The organism is Micromonospora sp. NPDC049101 (assembly GCF_040648675.1).
In the GTDB taxonomy this organism is placed as follows: domain Bacteria; phylum Actinomycetota; class Actinomycetes; order Mycobacteriales; family Micromonosporaceae; genus Micromonospora.
The window spans coordinates 1-20832 of record NZ_JBEZED010000040.1; the positions used below are offsets into that span (position 1 = coordinate 1).

A 20832-nucleotide genomic window follows, 5' to 3' on the forward strand; every position below is an offset into this window, starting at 1 on the left:
CTCAAAACCGGCACCTCCTACAACGAGACCACCGCCTGGTCCCACCACCTCAACGAAGCTGCCGCTTGACAACCAAGCACCTGGGATGTCTTTGCTCTGCATACCTATCTGCACCAGAAACGGAGCGGCACCGGTGCAGATAGGTATGCAGAGCAAAGGACGTCGGCATTGATCTGGGGCACTGCGCCGTGCGGAATCGCGCTCGCGCCAATCGCCGAAGCTCGATGAGTGCCGCCCGCCTGGCGGGGCCGGACCGGCGTTGACCGGCGGCGCGGCGGTGTGGCAGCATTCGCGGCCTGACGGCAGTGAAGGAAGTCGGTGCGATTCCGACGCGGTCCCGCCACTGTCACCGGGGAGCGATCCCCCCTCGTGAGTCACGGCCGTGTGTCTGCGGTTGGAAGGCCGGGGGAGAGCGTCGATCCGGAAGCCAGGATACTTCGGCCGTCGGGACGTACCCCAGGGCGTGGACACCCGAGGAGGACCCGATGACGCACGGCGTCTCATTCATCGACGAGCATCGTCATGACCCGCATCGCGGGCGACACCCCGCATCCGGAACCGGCCGCGCCGGCACGTCTGGCGCCGGTTGCCTCGACGCGCGCCAGGCCGCTGGCTTCCGGTACCGCTGAGCCGAGCGCCCGCCGCTGACCGGCTCCGACGCCCGCGTCGACGAGTCCGGCAGCGCCGTCGTACCGGCTGACGCCGCACCCACCCGCTTCGTCCAGGTCGCCTCCGCAGCGGCCAGGGCGTCACTCTCCGGAGCCCGCCGTGCGCATCCTGCTGCTCTCCACCGCCGACACCGACCTGCTGGCCGCCCGCGCCAGCGGCGCCGACTACCGGCTCGCCAACCCCGCGCGGGTCGCCGCCGACGAGGTGCCCGCCCTGCTCGACGGGGTCGCCCTCGTCGTCGTACGCCTGCTCGGCGGTCGACAGGCGTGGCCGGACGGCCTCGCCGAGGTGCTCGGCACCGGGGTGCCGACGGTCGTGCTCGGTGGCGAGGCGCTGCCCGACGCGGAGCTGATGGCCATCTCCACAGTGCCGTCCGGGGTCGTCACCCAGGCGTTGGCGTACCTGGTGGAGGGCGGCCCGGACAACCTGGGGCAACTGGCCCGGTTCCTCTCCGACACGGTGCTGCTCACCGGCGAGGGGTTCGCCCCGCCCACCCCCACCCCGGCGTACGGCGTGCACGGCGACCACCCGACCGACCCGGACCGGCCCACCGTGGGGATCGTCTTCTATCGGGCGCACGCTCTCGCCGGCAACACCGGGTTCGTCGACGTGCTCGCGGACGCGGTCCAACAGGCCGGCGGCAACCCGCTGCCGATCTTCTGCGGCTCGCTGCGCGGGCTGACCACCGGCGCCGGCCCGCTCGGGCTGTTCGCCCGCTGCGACGCGCTGCTGGTCACCGTGCTCGCCGCCGGCGGTGCGGTCGCCGCGGACGCCTCCGGAGGTGGCGACGAGGACGCCTGGGACGTCGGCGCCCTGGCCGCCCTGGACGTGCCGGTCATCCAGGCGCTCTGCCTGACCAGCACCCGGGCGCAGTGGGAGGCCAGCGACGCCGGGCTGTCCCCGTTGGACGCGGCGATGCAGGTGGCCATCCCCGAGTTCGACGGTCGGATCGTCAGCGTGCCGTTCTCGTTCAAGCAGATCGACGCCGACGGCCTGTCCGTCTACGCCGCCGACCCCGAGCGGGCCGCCCGGGTCGCCGGGATCGCGGTACGCCACGCCCGGCTGCGCTACGTGGCCAACGCCGACAAGCGGGTCGCCGTGGTGCTCAGCTCGTACCCCACCAAGCACTCCCGGGTCGGCAACGCCGTCGGGCTGGACACCCCGGTCTCGGCGGTCCGGCTGCTCGCCGCGCTCGCCGACGCCGGCTACCACCTGGGCGACGCCCCGGTGCCCGACGACGGAGACGCGCTGATCCACGCGCTGATCGCCGCCGGAGGCCACGACGTGGAGTGGCTCACCCCGGAACAACTGGCCGCCGCCGAGGCCCGGATACCGGGGCAGACGTACCGGCGGTGGTTCGACCAGATCCCGGCCGAGCTGCGCGAACGGATGCGGGAGCACTGGGGTGAGCCGCCCGGCGAGCTGTACACCGAGAGCGGGGACATCGTCCTCGCCGGGCTGCGCTTCGGCAACGTGGTGCTGCTGATCCAACCGCCGCGCGGCTTCGGCGAGAACCCGATCGCCATCTACCACGACCCGGACCTCCCGCCGAGCCACCACTACCTGGCCGCGTACCGCTGGTTGGCCGCGCCGAGCGCGGACGGCGGCTTCGGCGCGGACGCCGTGGTGCACCTGGGCAAGCACGGCACCCTGGAGTGGCTGCCCGGCAAGGGCCTCGGCCTGGCCGCCGACTGCGCGCCCGACGCGGTCCTCACCGACCTGCCGCTGGTCTACCCGTTCATCGTCAACGACCCCGGCGAGGGCACCCAGGCCAAGCGGCGGGCGCACGCCGTGGTCATCGACCACCTGGTGCCGCCGATGGCCCGCGCCGAGACCTACGGCGACCTGGCCAAACTGGAGCAACTGCTCGACGAGTACGCCACCGTGCAGGCCCTCGACCCGGCGAAGGTGCCCACCGTGCGGGCGCAGATCTGGGACCTCGTCCGCGCCGCCGAACTGCACCACGACCTGCACGCCGAGGCGATGCCCGACGCGGACGACTTCGACGAGTTCGTGCTGCACCTCGACGGGTACCTGTGCGAGGTCAAGGACGTGCAGATCCGCGACGGGCTGCACATCCTCGCCGACGCGCCCACCGGTGAGCCCCGGGTCAACCTGGTCCTCGCGGTGCTGCGCGCACCGCAGATCTGGGGCGGCGCCCACGCCCTGCCCGGTCTGCGGCAGGCGCTCGCCGTCGCGTACTCCCTCGACGAGCAGGCGCTGCTCGCGGCACCTGGCGAACGCCTGGCGCTGCCCACCGCGCTGACCGACGTGGTGGACGGGCCAGCCGGCACCGCCGCCGACGCCATCGACCTGATCGAGGCCCTGGCCCGACGGTTGGTCCTCGGCATGGAGACCCTGGGCTGGGCCGTGGACGCGGTCGACGCGGTGGTGACCGAGGTGACCGGGCAGCCGATCCCGGACGTCGCCGCCGTGCTGCACTTCGCCGCCACCGAGCTGGTGCCCCGGCTCGGCCGGACCACCGACGAGCTGACCAACACCCTCGGCGCGCTCGACGGCCGGTTCGTGCCGCCCGGCCCGTCCGGCTCACCCACCCGGGGCCTGGTCAACGTGCTGCCGACCGGGCGCAACTTCTACTCCGTCGACCCGAAGGCCATTCCCAGCCGCAACGCCTGGGACGTCGGGGTGGCCCTCGCCGACTCGCTGCTGGCCCGGCACCTCGCCGACACCGGGGCGTACCCCCGCTCGGTGGGTTTGACCGTGTGGGGCACCAGCGCGATGCGCACCCAGGGCGACGACATCGCCGAGGTGCTCGCGCTGCTCGGCTGCCGGCCGGTGTGGGACGAACGGTCCCGGCGGGTCACCGGCATCGAGGTGGTGCCGACCGCCGAGCTGGGCCGACCCCGCGTGGACGTGACAGTGCGCATCTCCGGGTTCTTCCGCGACGCGTTCCCGCACGTGGTGGCGCTGCTCGACGACGCCGTGCGGCAGGTCGCCGCCCTGGACGAGCCGGAGGCGGACAACTACCTGCGGGCGCACGTCGCCGCCGACCTCGCCGAGCACGGCGACGAGCGGCGGGCCACCGCCCGGATCTTCGGCTCCAAGCCCGGGGCGTACGGCGCCGGTCTGCTGCCGCTGATCGACGCCCGGACCTGGCGCAGCGACGCCGACCTGGCCGAGGTGTACGCGGTGTGGGGCGGCTACGCCTACGGCCGGGGCCTGGACGGGCGGGAGGCGCGCGCCGACATGGAACGCTCGTTCGCCCGGATCGCGGTGGCGGTGAAGAACCAGGACACCCGCGAGCACGACATCGTCGACTCCGACGACTACTTCCAGTACCACGGCGGGATGGTGGCGATGGTCCGCCACCTCACCGGCACGTCACCGCAGGCGTACGTGGGTGACTCGGCGATGCCGCACGACGTGCGCACCCGCACGCTGGGCGAGGAGACCCGGCGGGTGTTCCGGGCCCGGGTGGTCAACCCGAAGTGGATCGCCGCGATGCGCCGGCACGGCTACAAGGGCGCGTTCGAGCTGGCCGCCACCGTGGACTACCTGTTCGGTTACGACGCCACCGCCGGTGTGGTCGACGACTGGATGTACGAGCACCTGGCCGCCGCGTACCTCTTCGACGACACCACCCGCGAGTTCCTGGAGAAGTCCAACCCGTGGGCGCTGCGCGGCATCACCGAGCGCCTGTTGGAGGCCGCCGACCGGGGGCTGTGGGCCAAACCCGAGCCGGCCACCCTGGACCGGCTGCGCGACACGTACCTGGCCAGCGAGGGCGACCTGGAGGACCGGGTGTGAGCGCGAGGAGTGAGCCGGTTTTGCGAGCCCCGCAGTCGCGAACGAAAGAAGGCCCCGTGAGCACCACCTATCCCTTCAGTGCGGTGCTCGGCATGGCCGACATGCGGTTGGCGCTGTTGCTCAACGCGGTGTCCCCGGCGATCGGCGGTGTGCTGGTCCGGGGTGAGAAGGGCACCGCCAAGTCCACCGCCGTGCGGGCACTCGCCGCACTCCTGCCACCGGTGCGCCGCGTCGCCGGCTGCCGCTTCGGCTGTGACCCGGCCGAGCCCGACCCGGCCTGCCCGGACGGCCCACACCCCGCCGACGCCGCCGCCGAGACCCGTCCCGCCCGGCTCGTCGAGCTGCCGGTCGGTGCCGCCGAGGACCGGGTGGTCGGCTCGCTGGATTTGGAGAAGGCCCTCGGCGAGGGGGTACGCGCCTTCGAGCCGGGCCTGCTCGCCGCCGCCCACCGGGGCGTCCTCTACGTCGACGAGGTCAACCTGCTGCACGACCACCTCGTGGACCTGCTGCTGGACGCGGCGGCGATGGGCCGCAGCCACGTCGAGCGCGAAGGCGTGTCGGTCAGCCACGCCGCCCGGTTCCTGCTGGTCGGCACCATGAACCCCGAGGAGGGGGAGCTGCGCCCGCAGCTGCTCGACCGGTTCGGGCTCACCGTGGAGGTGGGTGCCAGCCGGGACCCGCAGGTCCGGGTCGAGGTGGTCCGCCGCCGGCTGGCCGCCGACGCCGACCCGGCCGGGTTCGCCGCCCGCTGGGCCGACGCCGACGCGGAGATCGCCGCCCAGGTGGCCGCCGCCCGCCGCCGGCTTCCCGGGGTACGCCTGCCGGACGCCGCGCTGCGGCAGATCGCCGAGGTGTGCGCGGCGTTCGACGTGGACGGGATGCGCGCCGACATCGTCACGGCCCGTACCGCCCTGGCCCACGCCGCCTGGCACGGCCGGGACCGGGTCACCATCGACGACGTCCGGGTGGCCGCCCGGCTGGCTCTGCCGCACCGCCGCCGCCGCGACCCGTTCGACACCCCCGGGCTGGACGAGAAGCGCCTCGACGAGGCGTTGCAACGGGCCCAGGACGCCCACCCCGACGACCCGGACGACAACGGCCCCGAGGACCGTGGCCCGAACGGCCCGAACGGTGGCGGCCCGGCCGGTGGCGGCGGCCCGAACGGTGGCGGCGGCCCGAACGGGGGCGGTCCGCAGGGCGGTGGCGGCAGTGGCCCGGCCGGGCGCACCGATGGCCCGGACGGGGGCGGCTCGAACGGGGGCGGCCCGAGTGGTGGCGGCGCGCAGGGCGGTGACGGCGGCGACCAGGGTGGACCCGGGTCGGCCGGGCACTTGGCGGCGCGGGACGGCAGTGGCCCGGACGGGCGCACCGACGGCCCGGACGGTGCCGACGGTTGGCCACAGCACCAGACGGGCGACCGGGGCGACGACGGGTGGCCGCAGCGTCAGCGGGGCGACGACGACGGGTGGCCGCAGCGCCAGGCGGGCGACCGGGGCGACGACGGCCAGAACTCGCGCCCGCGCGGTGGCCGGGAATCGGCGGTCGGTGACGACGATCCGACCCGGAGCGGCGGGAGGTCTCAGTCGGTGGCCGTACCCCGGGGTGGGTTGCGGGCGCGGGTGCTCACCGCGCCCGGCGTGGGTGACGGGGTGCCGGGCCGGCGCTCGCGGGCCCGCACCGGGCGGGGGCGTACCACCGGGGCGCGGGTGCCGACGGGCCGGGTCGGGGCGTTGCACCTGCCGGCGACGGTCCGTGCCGCCGCGCCGCACCAGGCCGCTCGGGGGCGGTTGACCGGCCCGCTGCGGTTGCGCCCGGACGACGTGCGCGAGGCGGTCCGGGAGGGTCGTGAGGGCAACCTGGTGTTGTTCGTGGTGGACGCCAGCGGCTCGATGGGCGCCCGGCAGCGGATGACCGCCGTGAAGGACGCGGTGCTCGCCCTGCTCACCGACGCGTACCAGCGACGGGACAAGGTCGCGGTGATCGCGTTCCGGGGTGCCGGCGCCCGGACTCTGCTGCCGGCGACGTCGTCGGTGCTGGCCGCCTCGACCCGGTTGGCCGAGTTGCCCACCGGTGGGCGTACGCCGTTGGCCGAGGGCCTGCTCGCCGCCGCCGATCTGCTGCGGGTGGAGCGCCTGCGCGACCCGAAGCGCCGCCCCCTGGTCCTCATCGTCACCGACGGCAGAGCCACCGCGGGGCAACGTCCGCTCGACCGCGCGGCAGCAGCGGCAGCGGCCCTGGCGGCAACCGGTGCCCCCTGCGTGGTCGTCGACTGCGAGTCCGGCCCGGTCCGCCTCAACCTGGCCAATCGCCTGGCAACCCAGCTGCAAGCCCCCCGCCACGAACTGAACGACGTGGCCCAGACCCGAGGAGATCTTGGAAGGAAATGGCCCCTGGAAGGGCGGATTCCTTCCAAGATCTCGACCGGCACCACCAGCACGCCAGCCAGGGGAGATTGCTGATGCCGCAGGGACAGCCGAGTTCCGTGCCTCTTGACGGGTTGACCACCCGGCAGCGCCGGCACCGGCCACTGGTGATCGTGCACACCGGACAGATGAAGGGCAAGTCGACGGCGGCCTTCGGGTTGGCGTTGCGGGCGTGGACGGCCGGCCTGCCGGTGGGCGTGTTCCAGTTCGTCAAGAGCGCCAAGTGGCGGGTGGGGGAGGAGAACGCCTTCCGGGCGCTCGGCGAGGTGCACGAGCGCACCGGCCAGGGCGCACCGGTGGCCTGGCACAAGATGGGCGAGGGCTGGTCGTGGATCCAGCGCGGCGGCGAGGCCGACCACGCCGCCGACGCCCTGGAAGGCTGGCGGCAGATCCAGCGCGACCTGGCCGCCGAGCGGTACGGGCTGTACGTGCTGGACGAGTTCACCTACCCGATGAAGTGGGGCTGGGTGGACGTCGACGAGGTGGTGGCCACCCTGGCTGACCGGCCCGGTTTCCAACACGTGGTGATCACCGGCCGGGACGCCGACCCGCGCCTGGTCGCCGCCGCCGACCTGGTGGCCGAGCTGACCAAGGTCAAGCACCCGATGGACGCCGGCCAGAAGGGCCAGAAGGGCATCGAGTGGTGAGCGGTCACACGGCGCTGCCCCGGCTGGTGGTCGCCGCGCCCGCCAGCGGGCACGGCAAGACCACGGTGGCCACCGGGCTGCTCGCCGCCCTGCGTCGGCGCGGCCTGACGGTCAGCCCGCACAAGGTCGGGCCGGACTACATCGACCCCGGCTACCACGCCCTCGCCGCCGGCCGGCCCGGCCGCAACCTCGACCCGTTCCTGGTCGGGGCCGACCGGATCGCCGCGCTGCTGCGGCACGGCGCGAGCGTCCCGACGCCCGCCGACATTGCCGTGGTGGAGGGCGTCATGGGCCTGCACGACGGGGCGGTGGGCCGCCGCGACTACGCCTCCACCGCACACGTCGCCCGGCTGATCGAGGCACCCGTGCTGCTGGTGCTGGACACCACCGCACAGGGCCGATCCGCCGCCGCGCTCACGCTCGGCATGGCCGCGTTCGACCCGGCGGTACGCATCGGCGGGGTGATCCTCAACCGGGTCGGTTCACCCCGGCACGAGACGCTGCTGCGCGACGCCCTCGCCGAGGTGGGCGTACCGGTGCTCGGTGCCGTCACCCGCGCCGCCGAGGTGGCCGCGCCGGCCCGGCACCTCGGGTTGGTGCCGGTCGCCGAACGGGCACCCGAGTCCCTGGCGATCGTCACCGCCCTCGCCGAGCTGGTCGAGGCCACCGTGGACCTCGACGCCGTGGTGGACCTGGCCCGCACCGCCCCGCCGCTGACCGCACCGGCGTGGGACCCGGTCGCCGCCGTCGGCGGGCCGGCCGGCGTCGAGCGGCCACGGGTCGCCCTCGCCGGTGGTCCGGCCTTCACCTTCTCGTACGCGGAGACCGCCGAACTGCTCACCGCCGCCGGCGCGGACGTGGTCACGGTCGACCCGCTGCGCGATCCGGCGCTGCCCGCCGGCACCCGCGCGGTGGTCATCGGCGGCGGGTTCCCCGAGGCGTACGCCCAGGCGCTGGCCGACAACTCCACGCTGCGCGCCGAGCTGGCCGACTTCGACGGGCCGATCGTGGCCGAGTGCGCCGGGTTGCTCTACCTCGGGCGGTCCCTGGACGGCGTGCCGATGTGCGGCCGGCTGGACCTGACCGCCCGGATGACCGGCCGGCTCACCCTCGGCTACCGCGAGGCGGTGGCCGCCGCCGACTCCCCGGTGGCCCGGGTCGGCGAGGGCGTACGCGGCCACGAGTTCCACCGCACCACCACCGACCCGGGGCACGGTGACCGGCCGGCGTGGCGCTGGGACGACACCGCGCACGGCTTCGTCGCCGGCCGGGTGCACGCCTCCTACCTGCACACCCACTGGGCCGGTCACCCCGACGCGGCCCGCCGCCTGGTCGAGGCGTGCCGGTGAGCGCCGACGACAGTCGGGCCGGCGGATCGGCCGACGCCACGCTGACCGGGGTCGGGGTCGGCCCCGGTGACCCGGAACTGCTCACCGTCAAGGCGGTGCGGGTGCTGCGCGAGGCCGACCTGGTCTTCGTACCCGTGATGGCGGACCGGGCCGAGCCCACCGCGACCGCCGCGCCGACGCCGGCGGGTGCGGACGCCGGGCGGGCCGAGGCGACGGTACGGTCCCACGTCGCGGCGGACCGGCTGCGCCGGCTGCCGTTCGCCCTGGACGACCGGGGTGGGGTGACCGCCCGCCGGGCGGCGGCCTGGGACGACGCGGCCCGGGTGGTGGTCGACGCGATCGACGCGGGCGCACGGTCGCTGGCGTTCGCCACCATCGGTGACCCGAACGTCTACTCCACCTTCGGCTACCTGGCGCAGAGCGTGCGCGCGTTGTACCCGGCGGTGCGGGTGGCGACAGTGCCCGGCATCACCGCCATGCAGGAACTGGCCGCGCGCAGCGGCACCCCGCTCTGCGAGGGACGCGAACCGCTGACCCTGCTGCCGGCCACCGCCGGCCTGGCGTTGTTCGCCGACGCCCTCGCCGGGCCGGGCACCGTGGTCGCCTACAAGGGCTGGCGGCGGCACCCGGAGTTGCTCGCCGAGCTGCGCCGGCAGGGCCGCCTCGCCGACGCCGTGCTCGGGCGCAACCTGGGCCTGCCCGGCGAACGGATCGGGCCGGTCGACGACACCGCGCACGACCTGCCGTACCTGTCGACGCTGCTGGTCCCGGCCCGCCGCGAGCACCGAGGAGGAAAACTGTGACAAGCGACGGCAAGGTGTGGTTCGTCGGCGCCGGCCCCGGTGCGGCGGACCTGCTGACCCTGCGGGCCGCCCGGGCCATCGCCGAGGCGGACATCGTGATCTGGGCGGCCAGCCTGGTGCACGCCGACGTGCTCGGCCACGCCCGTGCGGGCGCGGAGATCGTCGACTCGTCGCAGCTGCCCATCGAGGGTGTGCTGCCGCTCTATCAGCGCGCCGCCGAGCAGGGGCTGACCGTGGCGCGGATCCACTCCGGCGACCCGGCGCTGTGGGGCGCCGTGCAGGAGCAACTGGACCTGTGCCGGGCGCTCGGCCTGGCCGTCGAGATCGTGCCCGGGGTCTCCTCGTTCACCGCCGTCGCGGCGATCGTCGGGCGGGAGCTGACCGTGCCCGAGGTGGCCCAGTCGGTGATCCTCACCCGCCTCGAAGGCGGCAAGACCCCGATGCCGCCCGGTGAGCGGGTCCGCGACTTCGCCCGGCACGGCACCACGATGGCGCTGTTCCTCTCCGCCGCCCGCTCCGGGCAGGTGCAGGCCGAGTTGCTGGCCGGCGGCTACCCGCAGGACACCCCGGCCGTGGTGGCGTACCAGGCGACCTGGCCGGACGAGCTGGTGGTGCGCTGCACGGTCGGCACCCTGGAGGCGACGGTCAAACAGCACAAGCTGTGGAAGCACACCCTCTTCCTGGTCGGGCCGGCACTGGCCGCCGAGGGCACCCGCTCACACCTGTACCACCCGGGGCACTTCCACACCTTCCGCCGTGCCGAGCCGGCCGCCCGCGCCGAGCTGCGCCGCCAGTCCGGCGCCCGCACCGGGGGGACAGCCACACCGGGGCACACACCGTGACGTACGCCGAGCCGCCGCTGCGCGAGCCGGACCTGCCGCGTACCGCGAAGGTCCGGCCCACCGCGCTGCGCACCGGCTGGACCACCGGCGCCTGCGCGACGGCGGCGGCCAAGGCGGCGCTCACCGCCCTGGTCACCGGGGAGATCCAGCCGGACGTGGAGATCGGTCTGCCCGCCGGTCGGCGGGTGCGCTTCCCGGTCGAACGCTGCGAGCTGACCGGCACCCCGCCGGTGCGGGCCGAGGCGGTCGTCGTCAAGGACGCCGGCGACGACCCGGACGTCACCCACGGAGCCGAGCTGACCGCGACAGTGGACTGGACCGACGTCCCCGGCCTGCGGCTCGCCGGCGGCGCGGGCGTCGGCACGGTCACCAAACCCGGCCTCGGGCTCGCGGTCGGCGGCCCGGCGATCAACGACACCCCCCGCCGGATGATCGGCGAGGCGGTGGCCGAGGTGGTCGACCTCACCGAGGTCGGCGTACGGGTGGTGATCAGCGTGCCCCGGGGCGAGATGATGGCCCGCAAGACCACCAACCGCCGACTGGGCATCCTCGGCGGCATCTCGATTCTCGGCACCACCGGGATCGTCCGCCCGTTCTCCACCGCCTCCTGGCGGGCCAGCGTCGTGCAGGCCGTGCACGTGATGGCCGCCCAGGGTGAGCCGACCGTGGTGCTGTGCACCGGCGGGCGTACCGAGCGGGCCGCCCGCGCGCTCCTGCCCGACCTGCCCGAGGTGTGCTTCGTCGAGGTCGGCGACTTCACCGGGGCCGCCGTCACCGCCGCCGTCGGTGACGAGATGACCGGGGTGGTCTTCGTCGGCATGGCCGGCAAGCTCGCCAAACTCGCGGCGGGCATCCTGATGACCCACTACACCCGCTCCAAGGTGGACCTGTCCCTGCTCGGCGCGGTGACCGCCGAGGCCGGTGGCGACCCGGCGCTTGTCGCCGCGGTGACCGAGGCGAACACCGGCCGGCACGCGTACGAGCTGTGGGAGGCCGCCGGGCTGCTCGGCCCGGCCGGTGACCTGCTCTGCCAACGGGTCCGCCAGGTGCTGCGACGCTTCGCCGGGCCGACGGTCACCGTGGACGTGGCGATGGTCGACTTCGCCGGAGCGCACGTGGTCGCCTCGTCGGGGCGGTGGCCCCGATGAGCCGCACGTCCCCGGATCCGCTGGCGAACCTGGCGGCACCGGACGCGCTGGCGAACCTGGCGGCACCGGACGCGCTGCCGACCGCGGCCGGCCCGGAGGCGCTGGTGACCGTGGTCGGGCTGGACGCGGCCGGGGCGCCACCGCACCCCGCCCTCGCGCCGGTGCTGGCCGCCGCCGGGCTGGTCGTCGGGGCCGCCCGACACCTGGCCGCGGTGCCCGTGCCGGCCGGCGTCGACACCGTCGCCCTCGGGCCGCTCGCCCCGGCCGTCGGGCGGCTGACCGAGGCCGTCGCCGCCGGGGTGCCGGCCGTGGTGCTGGCCAGCGGGGACCCCGGCCTGTTCGGCATCGTCCGACGGCTGCGCGCGGCCGGGCTGCCGCTGCGGGTGGTGCCGGCGGTGTCCAGTGTGGCCGCCGCGTTCGCCCGCGCCGGGCTGCCCTGGGACGGCGCCGTCGTGGTCACCGCGCACGGGCGCGACCCGCGACCGGCCCTGAACGCCTGCCGGGCGCTGCCGCTTGTCGCGGTGCTCACCGCACCCGGCGCCGGTGCCGCCGAGCTGGGTGCGGGCCTGATCGGCTGGTCCCGCCGCCTGCTCGTCGCCGAGCACCTGGGCACCACCGCGGAACGGATCCGCACGGTGACCCCCGAGCAGGCCGCCACCGAGACCTGGTCCGACCCCCACGTTCTGCTCAGCCTCGCCACACCCGACCCCGCGCCAGCCCTCGCCCCCGCCGGCCCGGCCGCCGACCCCGACGAGGCTGCCCCGGGCGGCCCGGCCGCCGATCCCGGCGGCTCGGCGCCCGGCCCGGCCGGCTCGGCGCGCGAGCTGTTCGCGCCCGGTGGGATGCGTGCCGACAACCAGCCGGCCGCCGCGCCGGCCGGCGGGTGGGCGCTGCCGGAGAGCCGGTACGCCCACCGCGACTCCATGATCACCAAGTCGGAGGTGCGCGCCCTGGTCGTCGCCCGACTGCGCCCCCGACTGGGTCGGCTGGTGTGGGACGTCGGAGCGGGCAGCGGTTCGGTCGGCATCGAGTGCGCCCTGCTCGGCGCTGCCGTACTCGCCGTCGAACAGGACCCTGGAGCCGGCGCGACCATCCGGGCCAACGCGACAGCGCACGCGGTGGACGTCCGGCTCGTCACCGGGCGGGCACCGCAGGCGCTGGCCGGCCTGCCCGATCCGGACGCGGTCTTCGTTGGCGGTGGCGGTGTCGACGTGCTCGCCGCCGTGGTGGCCCGCCAGCCCGAGCGGGTGGTGCTCACCCTGGCCGCCCTGGACCGGGTCGCACCGGCCGTTGGCCTGCTGCGCGCCGCCGGCTACACGGTGCAGGGCTGTCAGCTCTCCGCCGCCCGCCTCGCCGACCTGCCCGGCGGGTCGATCCGCCTCGCGGCCACCAACCCGGTGGTCGTCCTCACCGGGGAGCGCCCGTGACCGACCAGAACCCGCCCGCTCGCATCGGTCTGGTGGCGGCCACGGCCGCCGGCCGACGGCACGCGCACACCGTCGCCGCCGCCTGGCCGCACGCCCGCCTGGTCGAGGGGGAGAGCGTCGCCGACGCGCTGCGGACCGCCTGGGTGGACAGTGACGCGGTGGTCGCGTTCCTGGCCACCGGTGCGGTGGTGCGGATCCTCGCGCCGCTGCTCGCCGACAAGCACGGCGACCCGGCCGTGGTGGTCGTCGACGAGGCCGCCCGGCACGCCGTGGCGCTGCTCGGCGGGCACGCCGGCGGCGGCAACGACCTCGCCGAGCGGGTCGCCGCGCTGCTGGACGCCCGACCGGTGATCACCACCGCCACCGACGCGGTCGGGTTACCGGGTCTGGACACCCTCGGCTGGCCGGTCCAGGGCGCGGTCGCCGCGGTGTCCCGGGCCATCCTGGACGGCGAGCCGGTCCAGCTGGTCGCCGACGCCCACTGGCCGTTGCCCGCCCTGCCCCCGAACGTCCGGCCCCAACCCGCCGCCGCACCCTGCCGGACCGCCGCCGACAACGAGGCCGCCGACAACGCCGCCGGCGGCGACAACGGGATCGCCGCCGTCGACGGGGCCGCGGCCGTCGACGGGGCCGCCGTCGACGACGCCGGCGGTGTCGACGCAGGCTACCGACTGTTGGTCACCGACCGGGTGGTGCCGCTCGACGGGCGGACCGCCGTGCTCCGGCCGCCGTCACTGGTCGCCGGCGTGGGCGCGAGCCGGGGCGTACCCGCCGCCGAGGTGGCGGAGCTGCTGCACCGGGTGCTGGCCGAGGCCGGCCTGAGCGCCGCGAGCCTGCGCTGCCTGGCCAGCGCCGACGTGAAAGCCGACGAGGCGGGCATCCGGAGCACCGCCGACGCGCTCGGCGTACCCCTGGTGACCTGGCCGGCGACGCGGCTGGCGGCGGTCGACGTGCCGCACCCCAGCGAGGTGGTCCGTGCCGCGGTCGGCACGCCGAGCGTGGCGGAGGCCGCGGCCCTGCTCGGCCCGGCCGGCCGTCCGGACGACGCCACGCTGTTGGTGGGCAAGACCGCGACGGCGATGGCCACCGTCGCGGTGGCCCGGCACGCGCCACGCGGCCGGCTGGCCGTCGTCGGGCTCGGACCGGGCGCCGCCGACCTGCGCACCCCCCGCGCGGTGGCCGAGCTGCGGCGCGCCGCCGTGGTGGTCGGCCTGGACCAGTACCTCGACCAGGTCCGCGACGTGCTCCGCCCGGGCACGCGGGTGCTGTCCAGCGGGCTCGGCGCGGAGGAGGCACGGGCCCGCGCCGCCGTCGCCGAGGCCGTCGCCGGCCGCGCGGTCGCGCTGATCGGCTCCGGCGACGCCGGGGTGTACGCGATGGCCAGCCCCGCCCTGGAGTACGCCGACGAACGCATCGACGTCATCGGCGTGCCCGGGGTGACCGCCGCACTGGCCGCCGGGGCGCTGCTCGGTGCCCCCCTCGGCCACGACCACGCCTATGTCAGCCTGTCCGACCTGCACACCCCGTGGGAGGTCATCGAGCGACGGGTGACCGCGGCGGCCGAGGGTGACTTCGTGACGCTGTTCTACAACCCGCGCAGCCGGGCCCGGGACTGGCAGCTCGGCAAGGCGCTCGGCATCCTCGCCGGCCACCGCCCACCGGACACCCCGGTCGGTGTGGTGCGCAACGCCAGCCGCCCCGGCGAGCGGCTGCACCTGGCGACCCTGGCCACCCTCGACCCGGCCGTGGTCGACATGTACAGCGTCGTGGTGGTCGGCAACAGCGACACGAGGGTGGTCGCCGGTCGGATGGTCACGCCCCGGGGGTACCGATGGCGATCGTGACGATCGACGCCTGCCAGGGCTGTGGCGCCTGCCTGCTCACCTGCCCCACGCACGCGATCCGACCGGTCGCCGGCGGCCTGACGGTCCGCGCCGACAGGTGCACCGGCTGCCTGGAGTGCCTGGAGATCTGCCCGGTCGACGCGATCCGCGTGCTCGACCCCGACCCTCGCGAAGGAGCCCGATGAGCCGGATGGTGCACCCGATCGAGGTCGAGTCGTACCGCATCCTGCGGGAGCGGGTCGACCTGTCGCACCTGCCGCCGCTGAGCCGCGCGGTGACCGAGCGGGTGGTGCACGCCAGCGCCGACCTCGCGTACGTCGACGAGTTGGTCTGCGACGAGGCGGCGCTGGAGTCGGGGCTGGCGGCGCTGCGCGCCGGGGCACCGGTGGTGACCGACGTGGCGATGGTCGCCGCCGGCATCACCCGGGCGGGCCTGGAGTTGGTCTGCCCGGTCGCCGAGCCGGCCGCCGCCGAGCTGGGCCGCGCGGCCGGGATCACCCGCTCGGCGGCGGCCGTGCGGATCGCCCTCGACCGGGTCGGGCCGGGCGCGGTCTGGGTGGTCGGCTGCGCACCCACCGCACTCGTCGAACTGCTCACCCTGGATGCCGCTCCGGCGCTCGTCGTCGGCCTGCCGGTCGGCTTCGTCGGAGCCGCCGAGTCGAAGGCGGCGCTGCGGGCCAGCGGTCTGCCCGCCGTGTCCAACGTGGGGGAGAAGGGCGGGTCGGCGGTCGCCGCCGCCGCCCTCAACGCCCTGCTCTACATCGAGGAGAAGTCATGACCGGGTTGGTCATCGTCGGGCACGGTACGCGCAGCGCGGCCGGGGTCGACCAGTTCGCCGCACTGGTCGAGCGGGTCCGTCGTCGCGGTGACATCGGCGACGTCGAGGGCGGCTTCATCGAGTTGTCTCGCCCGCCGCTGACCGACGCGGTCGGCGCGCTCGTCGCGCGGGGGCACCGGGCGCTGGTGGCGTTGCCGCTGGTGCTGACCGGCGCCGGGCACGGCAAGGGCGACATCCCCGCCGCGATGGGTCGCGAACAGCAGCGGCACCCCGGGCTGACCTACCGCTACGGTCGCCCGCTCGGCCCACACCCGCTGCTGCACGACGCCCTCGAACAGCGCATCGACGCGGTGTTGGCGGGTGCCGATCGGGCCGGCACGGCGCTGGCGGGTGCCGATCGGGCCGGCACGGCGCTGGCGGGTGCCGATCGGGCCGGCACGTGGGTCGCGTTGATCGGCCGGGGGTCCACCGACCCGGACGCCAACGCCGAGGTGGCCAAGGTGGCCCGGCTGCTCTGGGAGGGGCGCGGCTACGCGGGCGTGGAGCCGGGGTTCGTCTCCCTGGCGCAACCGTCGGTGCCGGCGGTGCTGGAGCGGTTGCGCCGCCTCGGCGCGCGGCGGATCGTCGTGGCACCGTACTTCCTGTTCGCCGGCGTGTTGCCCGACCGCATCGTCGCCCAGTCGGCGGAGTTCGCCGCCGCCCACCCCGACCTCGACGTCCGCGTCGCCGAGGTGATCGGCGACTGCGACGCCCTCGCCGACCTGGTGCGGGAGCGCTACGCCGAGGCGCTGGCCGGGGACATCCGGATGAACTGCGACACCTGCGCGTACCGGGTGTTGATGCCCGGCTTCGCCGACAAGGTGGGCCGCCCGCAACGCCCGCACGACCACCCCGACGACCCGGTCGGCCACCACCACGGGCACCACCAGCACGGGCACGGCCACCACGGGCACGACCACGGCTCGGTCGCGGTGGTCGGCGGCGGGCCGGGGCCCGACGACCTGATCACGGTACGCGGAAGGGCGCTGCTCGACGCGGCGGACGTCGTGGTGGCCGACCGGCTGGCCCCTACGGGGTTGCTCGCCGGGCTGCGCCCCGACGTGCTGGTCATCGACGCCGCGAAGGTGCCCCGTGGCCCATCGATGGCCCAGGAGGCGATCAACGAGGCCCTGGTGTCGCACGCCCGCGCCGGTCGCCGGGTGGTCCGGCTCAAGGGCGGCGACCCGTACGTCTTCGGACGTGGCCACGAGGAGGTGCAGGCCTGCGTGGCGGCCGGTGTGCCGGTGACGGTGGTCCCCGGGGTGAGCAGCGCGATCGCCGCGCCGGCCCTCGCCGGCGTGCCGGTGACGCACCGGGGCGTGGCGCACGACGTCACAGTCGTGTCCGGACACCTGCCGCCCGGGCACCCCGACTCGCTTGTCGACTGGGCGGCGCTGGCCCGCGCCCGGGGCACCGTCGTGCTGCTGATGGCCGTCGACACCATCGCCAAGATCGCGTCAGTGTTGATCGAGCACGGCCGGGCCCCGGAGACCCCGGTGCTCGCCGTGCAGGACGCCGGGCAGCCCGGCCAGCGGTCGCTGCCCGCCCGGCTGGACGAGATCGGCGCGGTCGCCGCCCGGGAGAGCGTGGGCCCGCCCGCTGTCTTCGTCCTCGGCCCGGTGGTCGCTCTCACCACCACCGGGCCGAGGGCCTGACGACTACTCGCTGCGGGCGGTCTCCGGACCGGTGATGCGTTCCAACAGCGGCAGGGTGGAGGCGATGACGCCGAGGCAGGTGGCCAACCCGACGACGACGATCACGTAGAAGCGTGGCTCCGGCGCGATCAGCCTGTAGTCCATCTGCGCCCGCAGGAACAGGTGGGCGGCGAGCAGGCCCATGCCGATGGCGACGGCGGCGACGGCGAGCATGGGCACCGCGCTCTCCAGCGCCACCACCCGGCGCAGGACCCGTACCGGCGCGCCGCTGAGGCGCAGCAGGCTGAACGGGCGTCGGCGTTCGGTGAGACCGCCGATGACGCTGACCGCGAGGCTGCACCCGCCGAGCGCGAGACTGGCGATGATGACGACGTTTGCCAGTTGTTCCCAGCCGCGCAGCGTGTTCGCGAAGTCCGACTCGAAGTCGCCGGGCACATTCGGCCCCGTCCAGAAGGTCGGGAAGGCGATCTCCAGCACCGTGCGGGTGCGCTCGATGGCGGCCGCGGAACCGTCCGTGTCGACGACGATCGACATCACCGGGAGCTGGTGTAGATCGCCGAGTGGGACCGACGCGGCGGGCCAGACTCTGGCGGACGACGCCGACTCCCGGAAGGGGATGAGGCCCGTCGCGACCTCGGCGACGGTGGCACCCTCGGCGCACCGGCCGTACGCGCTCGGGATGTCGGTGCACGCGATCAGGCCGGGTTCGCTGGCGTTCATCCTGTCCGGGTTCTCGCGCACCGCGGTCGCGGACCGCACGCCGTTGATCGAGCGAAGCCCGGTGAAGAGCGTGTCAGGTGCCGCCGGCGCATCATCGGGAAGGTAGAGAGACACCTGTCCCGCCTCGATCGAGCCGATCGGCGCCGGACCCCGGTTGGCGACGATCGTGGTGATCACGCCGACGGCCACGCTCGTCACGAAGAGCGCGAGCATGATGCCGCTGATCGCCCGGAAGCCGGCCTTCGGGTTGTCGGCGAGGCGCCGCGCGGCGATGAGCGTGGCCGGGCGGTTGGCGTAGCGGGCCAGGATCCGGGCCCCGACCATCGTCAACCACGGGCCGGCGAAGACCAGGCCGGCCATGATGAGCAGCAGGGCGGGCAGGAAGATCGCGGTCTGGCCGTCGGACGTTTCCGGTTTGAAGCCGATGGCGAAGAACAGCACGGCGACACCGAGCAGGGCCGGGATCAGCCGGTACGCGCGCGGCGCGCGGGGGGTGACCCGCCGGGTGACGCCCAGCGGCGAGATTCGTACGCGGCGCAGCGAGACCTGGGCCGCCACCGCCGCGCCGGCCGGGACGCCGAGCGCCACGAGCAGGACGTTCAGTACGCCCAGGGACATGTCGTTGGGGTAGAACGGCATGCCGGTGAACGGGATGCTCGCGAGCGGGTCGCGGAAGGCGTAGAACAGCCCGAAGCCGACGGCGGTGCCGGCGATGGCGGCGGCGGTCGCCTCCACCGCGGCGACCATCGCGATCTGCCGGGGTGTCGCGCCGACCAGGCGCATCGCGGCGAAACGCTGCTCCCGGCGGGCGGCACTGAGGCGGGTGGCGGTGCCGATGAAGATCAGCACCGGGAACAGCAACCCGCCGGCGATGACGCCCAGGATGAGGTTCACCGTGGTCTCGGGGAGAGCGGGGGTGTCGCCGACGCTGGTGACCTGCTTCGCAGTGGGTAGCTTGGCGACCTGGTCGGGGGTGCCCCCCGCGATGACGAGCAGGGTGTCCGGCGAGGTCAGCGCGGCCGGACCAACGGTGCCGAGGTCGCGCCCCGGGTAGCGGTCGCCCAGTTGGTCGGCCGGCTGGGCGGCCAGCAGGTCGCGAAACGCGGGTGAGGCGTAGTACTCGCCGGGACCCGGGGTGATCGGGACGCCGACCGGGGTGGGCGCGCTCGGACCGGTCGCGGCGACGTCGATCCGGATGATCTGCTTGCCGTGGAAGTAGTCGTGCCGGGTCGACCACCACAGCGGGTCGGCGTCGCCGGTCGAGGCGTTGGGATACATCGACGCGTACCGGGTGAGCTGAGCGTTGACCGCGTTGACCCCGGCGAGGGTGGTCAGCAGCAGCCCGCTGCCGATCGCGACGGCGGCGGCGATGACGAGCAGGCGGGTCAGCGCCTCCCGGCCGCCGGCCACGGCGAGGCGGAGCCCGAAGCGGATCATGAGGCGATCCGGTCCGGCGCGTTCACGCGCCCGTCGCGGACCATGACCTCACGGTCGGCGTACGCCGCGATCCTCGGCTCGTGGGTGACCAGGATGACAGTGGTGCCCTGCTCGCGGGCGGCGCCGACCAGCAGGTCCATCACCTGCTCACCGGTGAGTGAGTCGAGTGCGCCGGTCGGCTCGTCGGCGAAGAGCACCTGCGGCTCGGCGACCAGGCCCCGGGCGAGGGCGACACGTTGCGCCTGCCCGCCGGAGAGCTCGCCCGAGCGCCGCTGCTCCAGGCCGTCCAGGCCGAGGCGCGCGAACCAGGCTCGCGCTCTGGGCAGCGCCTGCTTGCGGTGTACGCCGCTGAGCAGCAGCGGCAGGGCGACGTTCTCCACAGCGGTCAGCTCGGGGACGAGTTGACCGAACTGGAACACGAAGCCGAAGCGGTCGCGGCGCAGGCTGCTGCGCTGGGTCTCGGCCATGGTGTCGACCCGCGCCCCGGCGAAGAGGATCTCACCGGAGCCGGGCACCAGGATGCCGGCCAGGCAGTGCAGCAGGGTGGACTTGCCCGAGCCGCTGGGGCCCATGACGGCGAGGATCTCGCCCGCCTGCACGGCGACGCTGGCACCGCGCAGGGCGGTTGTCTGGCCGAAGGAGAACGTCACGTCACGTGCTTCGATCACGACGGTCATCGCCGCACCTCCTTGCGCAGGGCGTCCAGTCGGGCGCCGGTCATCTCGATCCACCGGAGATCCGCCTCCAGGTGGTAGAGGCCGTGGTCGGCGAGCAGCGCGTCGACCAGACTGCCGGCGCGCTTGATCTCGGTCAGCTCGCGCATCCGATGCAGGTGTGCGCTGCGCTGGGTGTCGAGGTAGTCGGCGGCCGGTCGGTCGAGCATCAGCGCGAGCACGACCTTGGCGAAGAGCACCGTCTGCAGGTGTGGCTCGGGGTCGACCGGCTGGGTCAGCCACTGCTCGACCTCGGTCGCGCCGAAATCGGTGATGATGTAGCGCTTGCGGTCGGGGCCGGAGCCGGGGGCGACGTCGCTGATCACCACCTTGCCGTCGCGGGCCAGGCGGCTGAGGGTGGAGTAGACCTGGCCGAACGGCAGTGGCTTGCCCCGGCCGAAGAAGGCGTCGTAGTCGCGCTTCAGGTCGTATCCGTGGCTGGGCTCCCGTTCGAGGAGGCCGAGGAGTGTCAGTGGCACGCTCATGCCAGCAGACTACACCGCGGGTATACCTCGCGTATATACCCCCGGTGTGTTGTGGGTTTGCCCTGGTCCAGGCGTTGGTGCGGAG

General features: G+C 74.9%; 15 protein-coding genes and 1 riboswitch. Of the genes, 12 read left to right on the plus strand and 3 right to left on the minus strand.

The genetic code is table 11. The annotated features are described in order from the left end of the window. The first annotated feature begins 308 nt into the window (after positions 1 to 308). Positions 309 to 438: riboswitch (cobalamin riboswitch) on the plus strand. A 330-nt stretch (positions 439 to 768) separates the two neighbouring features. The 12 genes from cobN to cobA are packed head-to-tail and all read left to right on the plus strand — an operon-like array spanning position 769 to position 17392. Further along, positions 769 to 4437 (plus strand): cobaltochelatase subunit CobN, encoded by a 3669-nt coding sequence (cobN, locus tag AB0B57_RS34255; protein ID WP_357079678.1) that lies wholly within the window; start codon positions 769 to 771, stop codon positions 4435 to 4437. Beyond that, positions 4434 to 6896, plus strand: coding sequence for a VWA domain-containing protein (locus AB0B57_RS34260; RefSeq protein WP_357079681.1), 2463 nt, complete (start codon positions 4434 to 4436; stop codon positions 6894 to 6896). Before cobN ends, AB0B57_RS34260 begins: the two co-directional genes overlap by 4 nt. Beyond that, positions 6896 to 7507, plus strand: a complete 612-nt coding sequence (gene cobO / locus AB0B57_RS34265) for a cob(I)yrinic acid a,c-diamide adenosyltransferase (RefSeq protein WP_357079684.1) — start codon at positions 6896 to 6898, stop codon at positions 7505 to 7507. The genes AB0B57_RS34260 and cobO overlap by 1 nt, the downstream gene beginning before the upstream one ends. After that, complete coding sequence (locus AB0B57_RS34270) at positions 7501 to 8856, plus strand: cobyrinate a,c-diamide synthase (protein ID WP_357079687.1); 1356 nt, start codon at positions 7501 to 7503, stop codon at positions 8854 to 8856. The genes cobO and AB0B57_RS34270 overlap by 7 nt, the downstream gene beginning before the upstream one ends. Continuing rightward, the gene (gene cobI / locus AB0B57_RS34275; protein WP_357079690.1) at positions 8853 to 9659 is read left to right on the plus strand and encodes a precorrin-2 C(20)-methyltransferase; all 807 of its coding nucleotides are present in this window, start codon (positions 8853 to 8855) and stop codon (positions 9657 to 9659) included. Before AB0B57_RS34270 ends, cobI begins: the two co-directional genes overlap by 4 nt. Next, a complete protein-coding gene (gene cobM, locus AB0B57_RS34280; protein ID WP_357079693.1) occupies positions 9656 to 10501 on the plus strand; it encodes a precorrin-4 C(11)-methyltransferase in 846 nt (281 codons plus the stop codon). Before cobI ends, cobM begins: the two co-directional genes overlap by 4 nt. Continuing rightward, positions 10498 to 11649, plus strand: coding sequence for a cobalt-precorrin-5B (C(1))-methyltransferase (locus AB0B57_RS34285; protein ID WP_357079696.1), 1152 nt, complete (start codon positions 10498 to 10500; stop codon positions 11647 to 11649). Before cobM ends, AB0B57_RS34285 begins: the two co-directional genes overlap by 4 nt. Then, a complete protein-coding gene (gene cbiE / locus AB0B57_RS34290) occupies positions 11646 to 13076 on the plus strand; it encodes a precorrin-6y C5,15-methyltransferase (decarboxylating) subunit CbiE (RefSeq protein WP_357079699.1) in 1431 nt (476 codons plus the stop codon). The genes AB0B57_RS34285 and cbiE overlap by 4 nt, the downstream gene beginning before the upstream one ends. Then, on the plus strand, positions 13073 to 14920 hold the full coding sequence (cobJ, locus tag AB0B57_RS34295; RefSeq protein WP_357079702.1) for a precorrin-3B C(17)-methyltransferase: 1848 nt from the start codon (positions 13073 to 13075) through the stop codon (positions 14918 to 14920). Before cbiE ends, cobJ begins: the two co-directional genes overlap by 4 nt. Beyond that, positions 14908 to 15105, plus strand: a complete 198-nt coding sequence (locus AB0B57_RS34300) for a 4Fe-4S binding protein (protein WP_357079705.1) — start codon at positions 14908 to 14910, stop codon at positions 15103 to 15105. Before cobJ ends, AB0B57_RS34300 begins: the two co-directional genes overlap by 13 nt. Further along, a complete protein-coding gene (locus AB0B57_RS34305; RefSeq protein ID WP_357079708.1) occupies positions 15102 to 15698 on the plus strand; it encodes a precorrin-8X methylmutase in 597 nt (198 codons plus the stop codon). The genes AB0B57_RS34300 and AB0B57_RS34305 overlap by 4 nt, the downstream gene beginning before the upstream one ends. Next, positions 15695 to 17392, plus strand: coding sequence for a uroporphyrinogen-III C-methyltransferase (cobA, locus tag AB0B57_RS34310; protein ID WP_357079711.1), 1698 nt, complete (start codon positions 15695 to 15697; stop codon positions 17390 to 17392). The genes AB0B57_RS34305 and cobA overlap by 4 nt, the downstream gene beginning before the upstream one ends. Positions 17393 to 17395: 3 nt before the next feature. Here cobA and AB0B57_RS34315 read toward each other — a convergent pair whose 3' ends face one another. From AB0B57_RS34315 to AB0B57_RS34325, 3 genes are read right to left on the minus strand one after another with little or no spacing between them, the layout of a single operon-like run. Then, entirely contained in the window at positions 17396 to 19549 is a 2154-nt protein-coding gene (locus tag AB0B57_RS34315; RefSeq protein WP_357079714.1) for an FtsX-like permease family protein, read from the minus strand. Further along, positions 19546 to 20226 (minus strand): ABC transporter ATP-binding protein, encoded by a 681-nt coding sequence (locus tag AB0B57_RS34320; protein WP_357079717.1) that lies wholly within the window; start codon positions 20224 to 20226, stop codon positions 19546 to 19548. The genes AB0B57_RS34315 and AB0B57_RS34320 overlap by 4 nt, the downstream gene beginning before the upstream one ends. Then, entirely contained in the window at positions 20223 to 20747 is a 525-nt protein-coding gene (locus AB0B57_RS34325; RefSeq protein WP_357079720.1) for a PadR family transcriptional regulator, read from the minus strand. The genes AB0B57_RS34320 and AB0B57_RS34325 overlap by 4 nt, the downstream gene beginning before the upstream one ends. Positions 20748 to 20832: the final 85 nt, after the last annotated feature.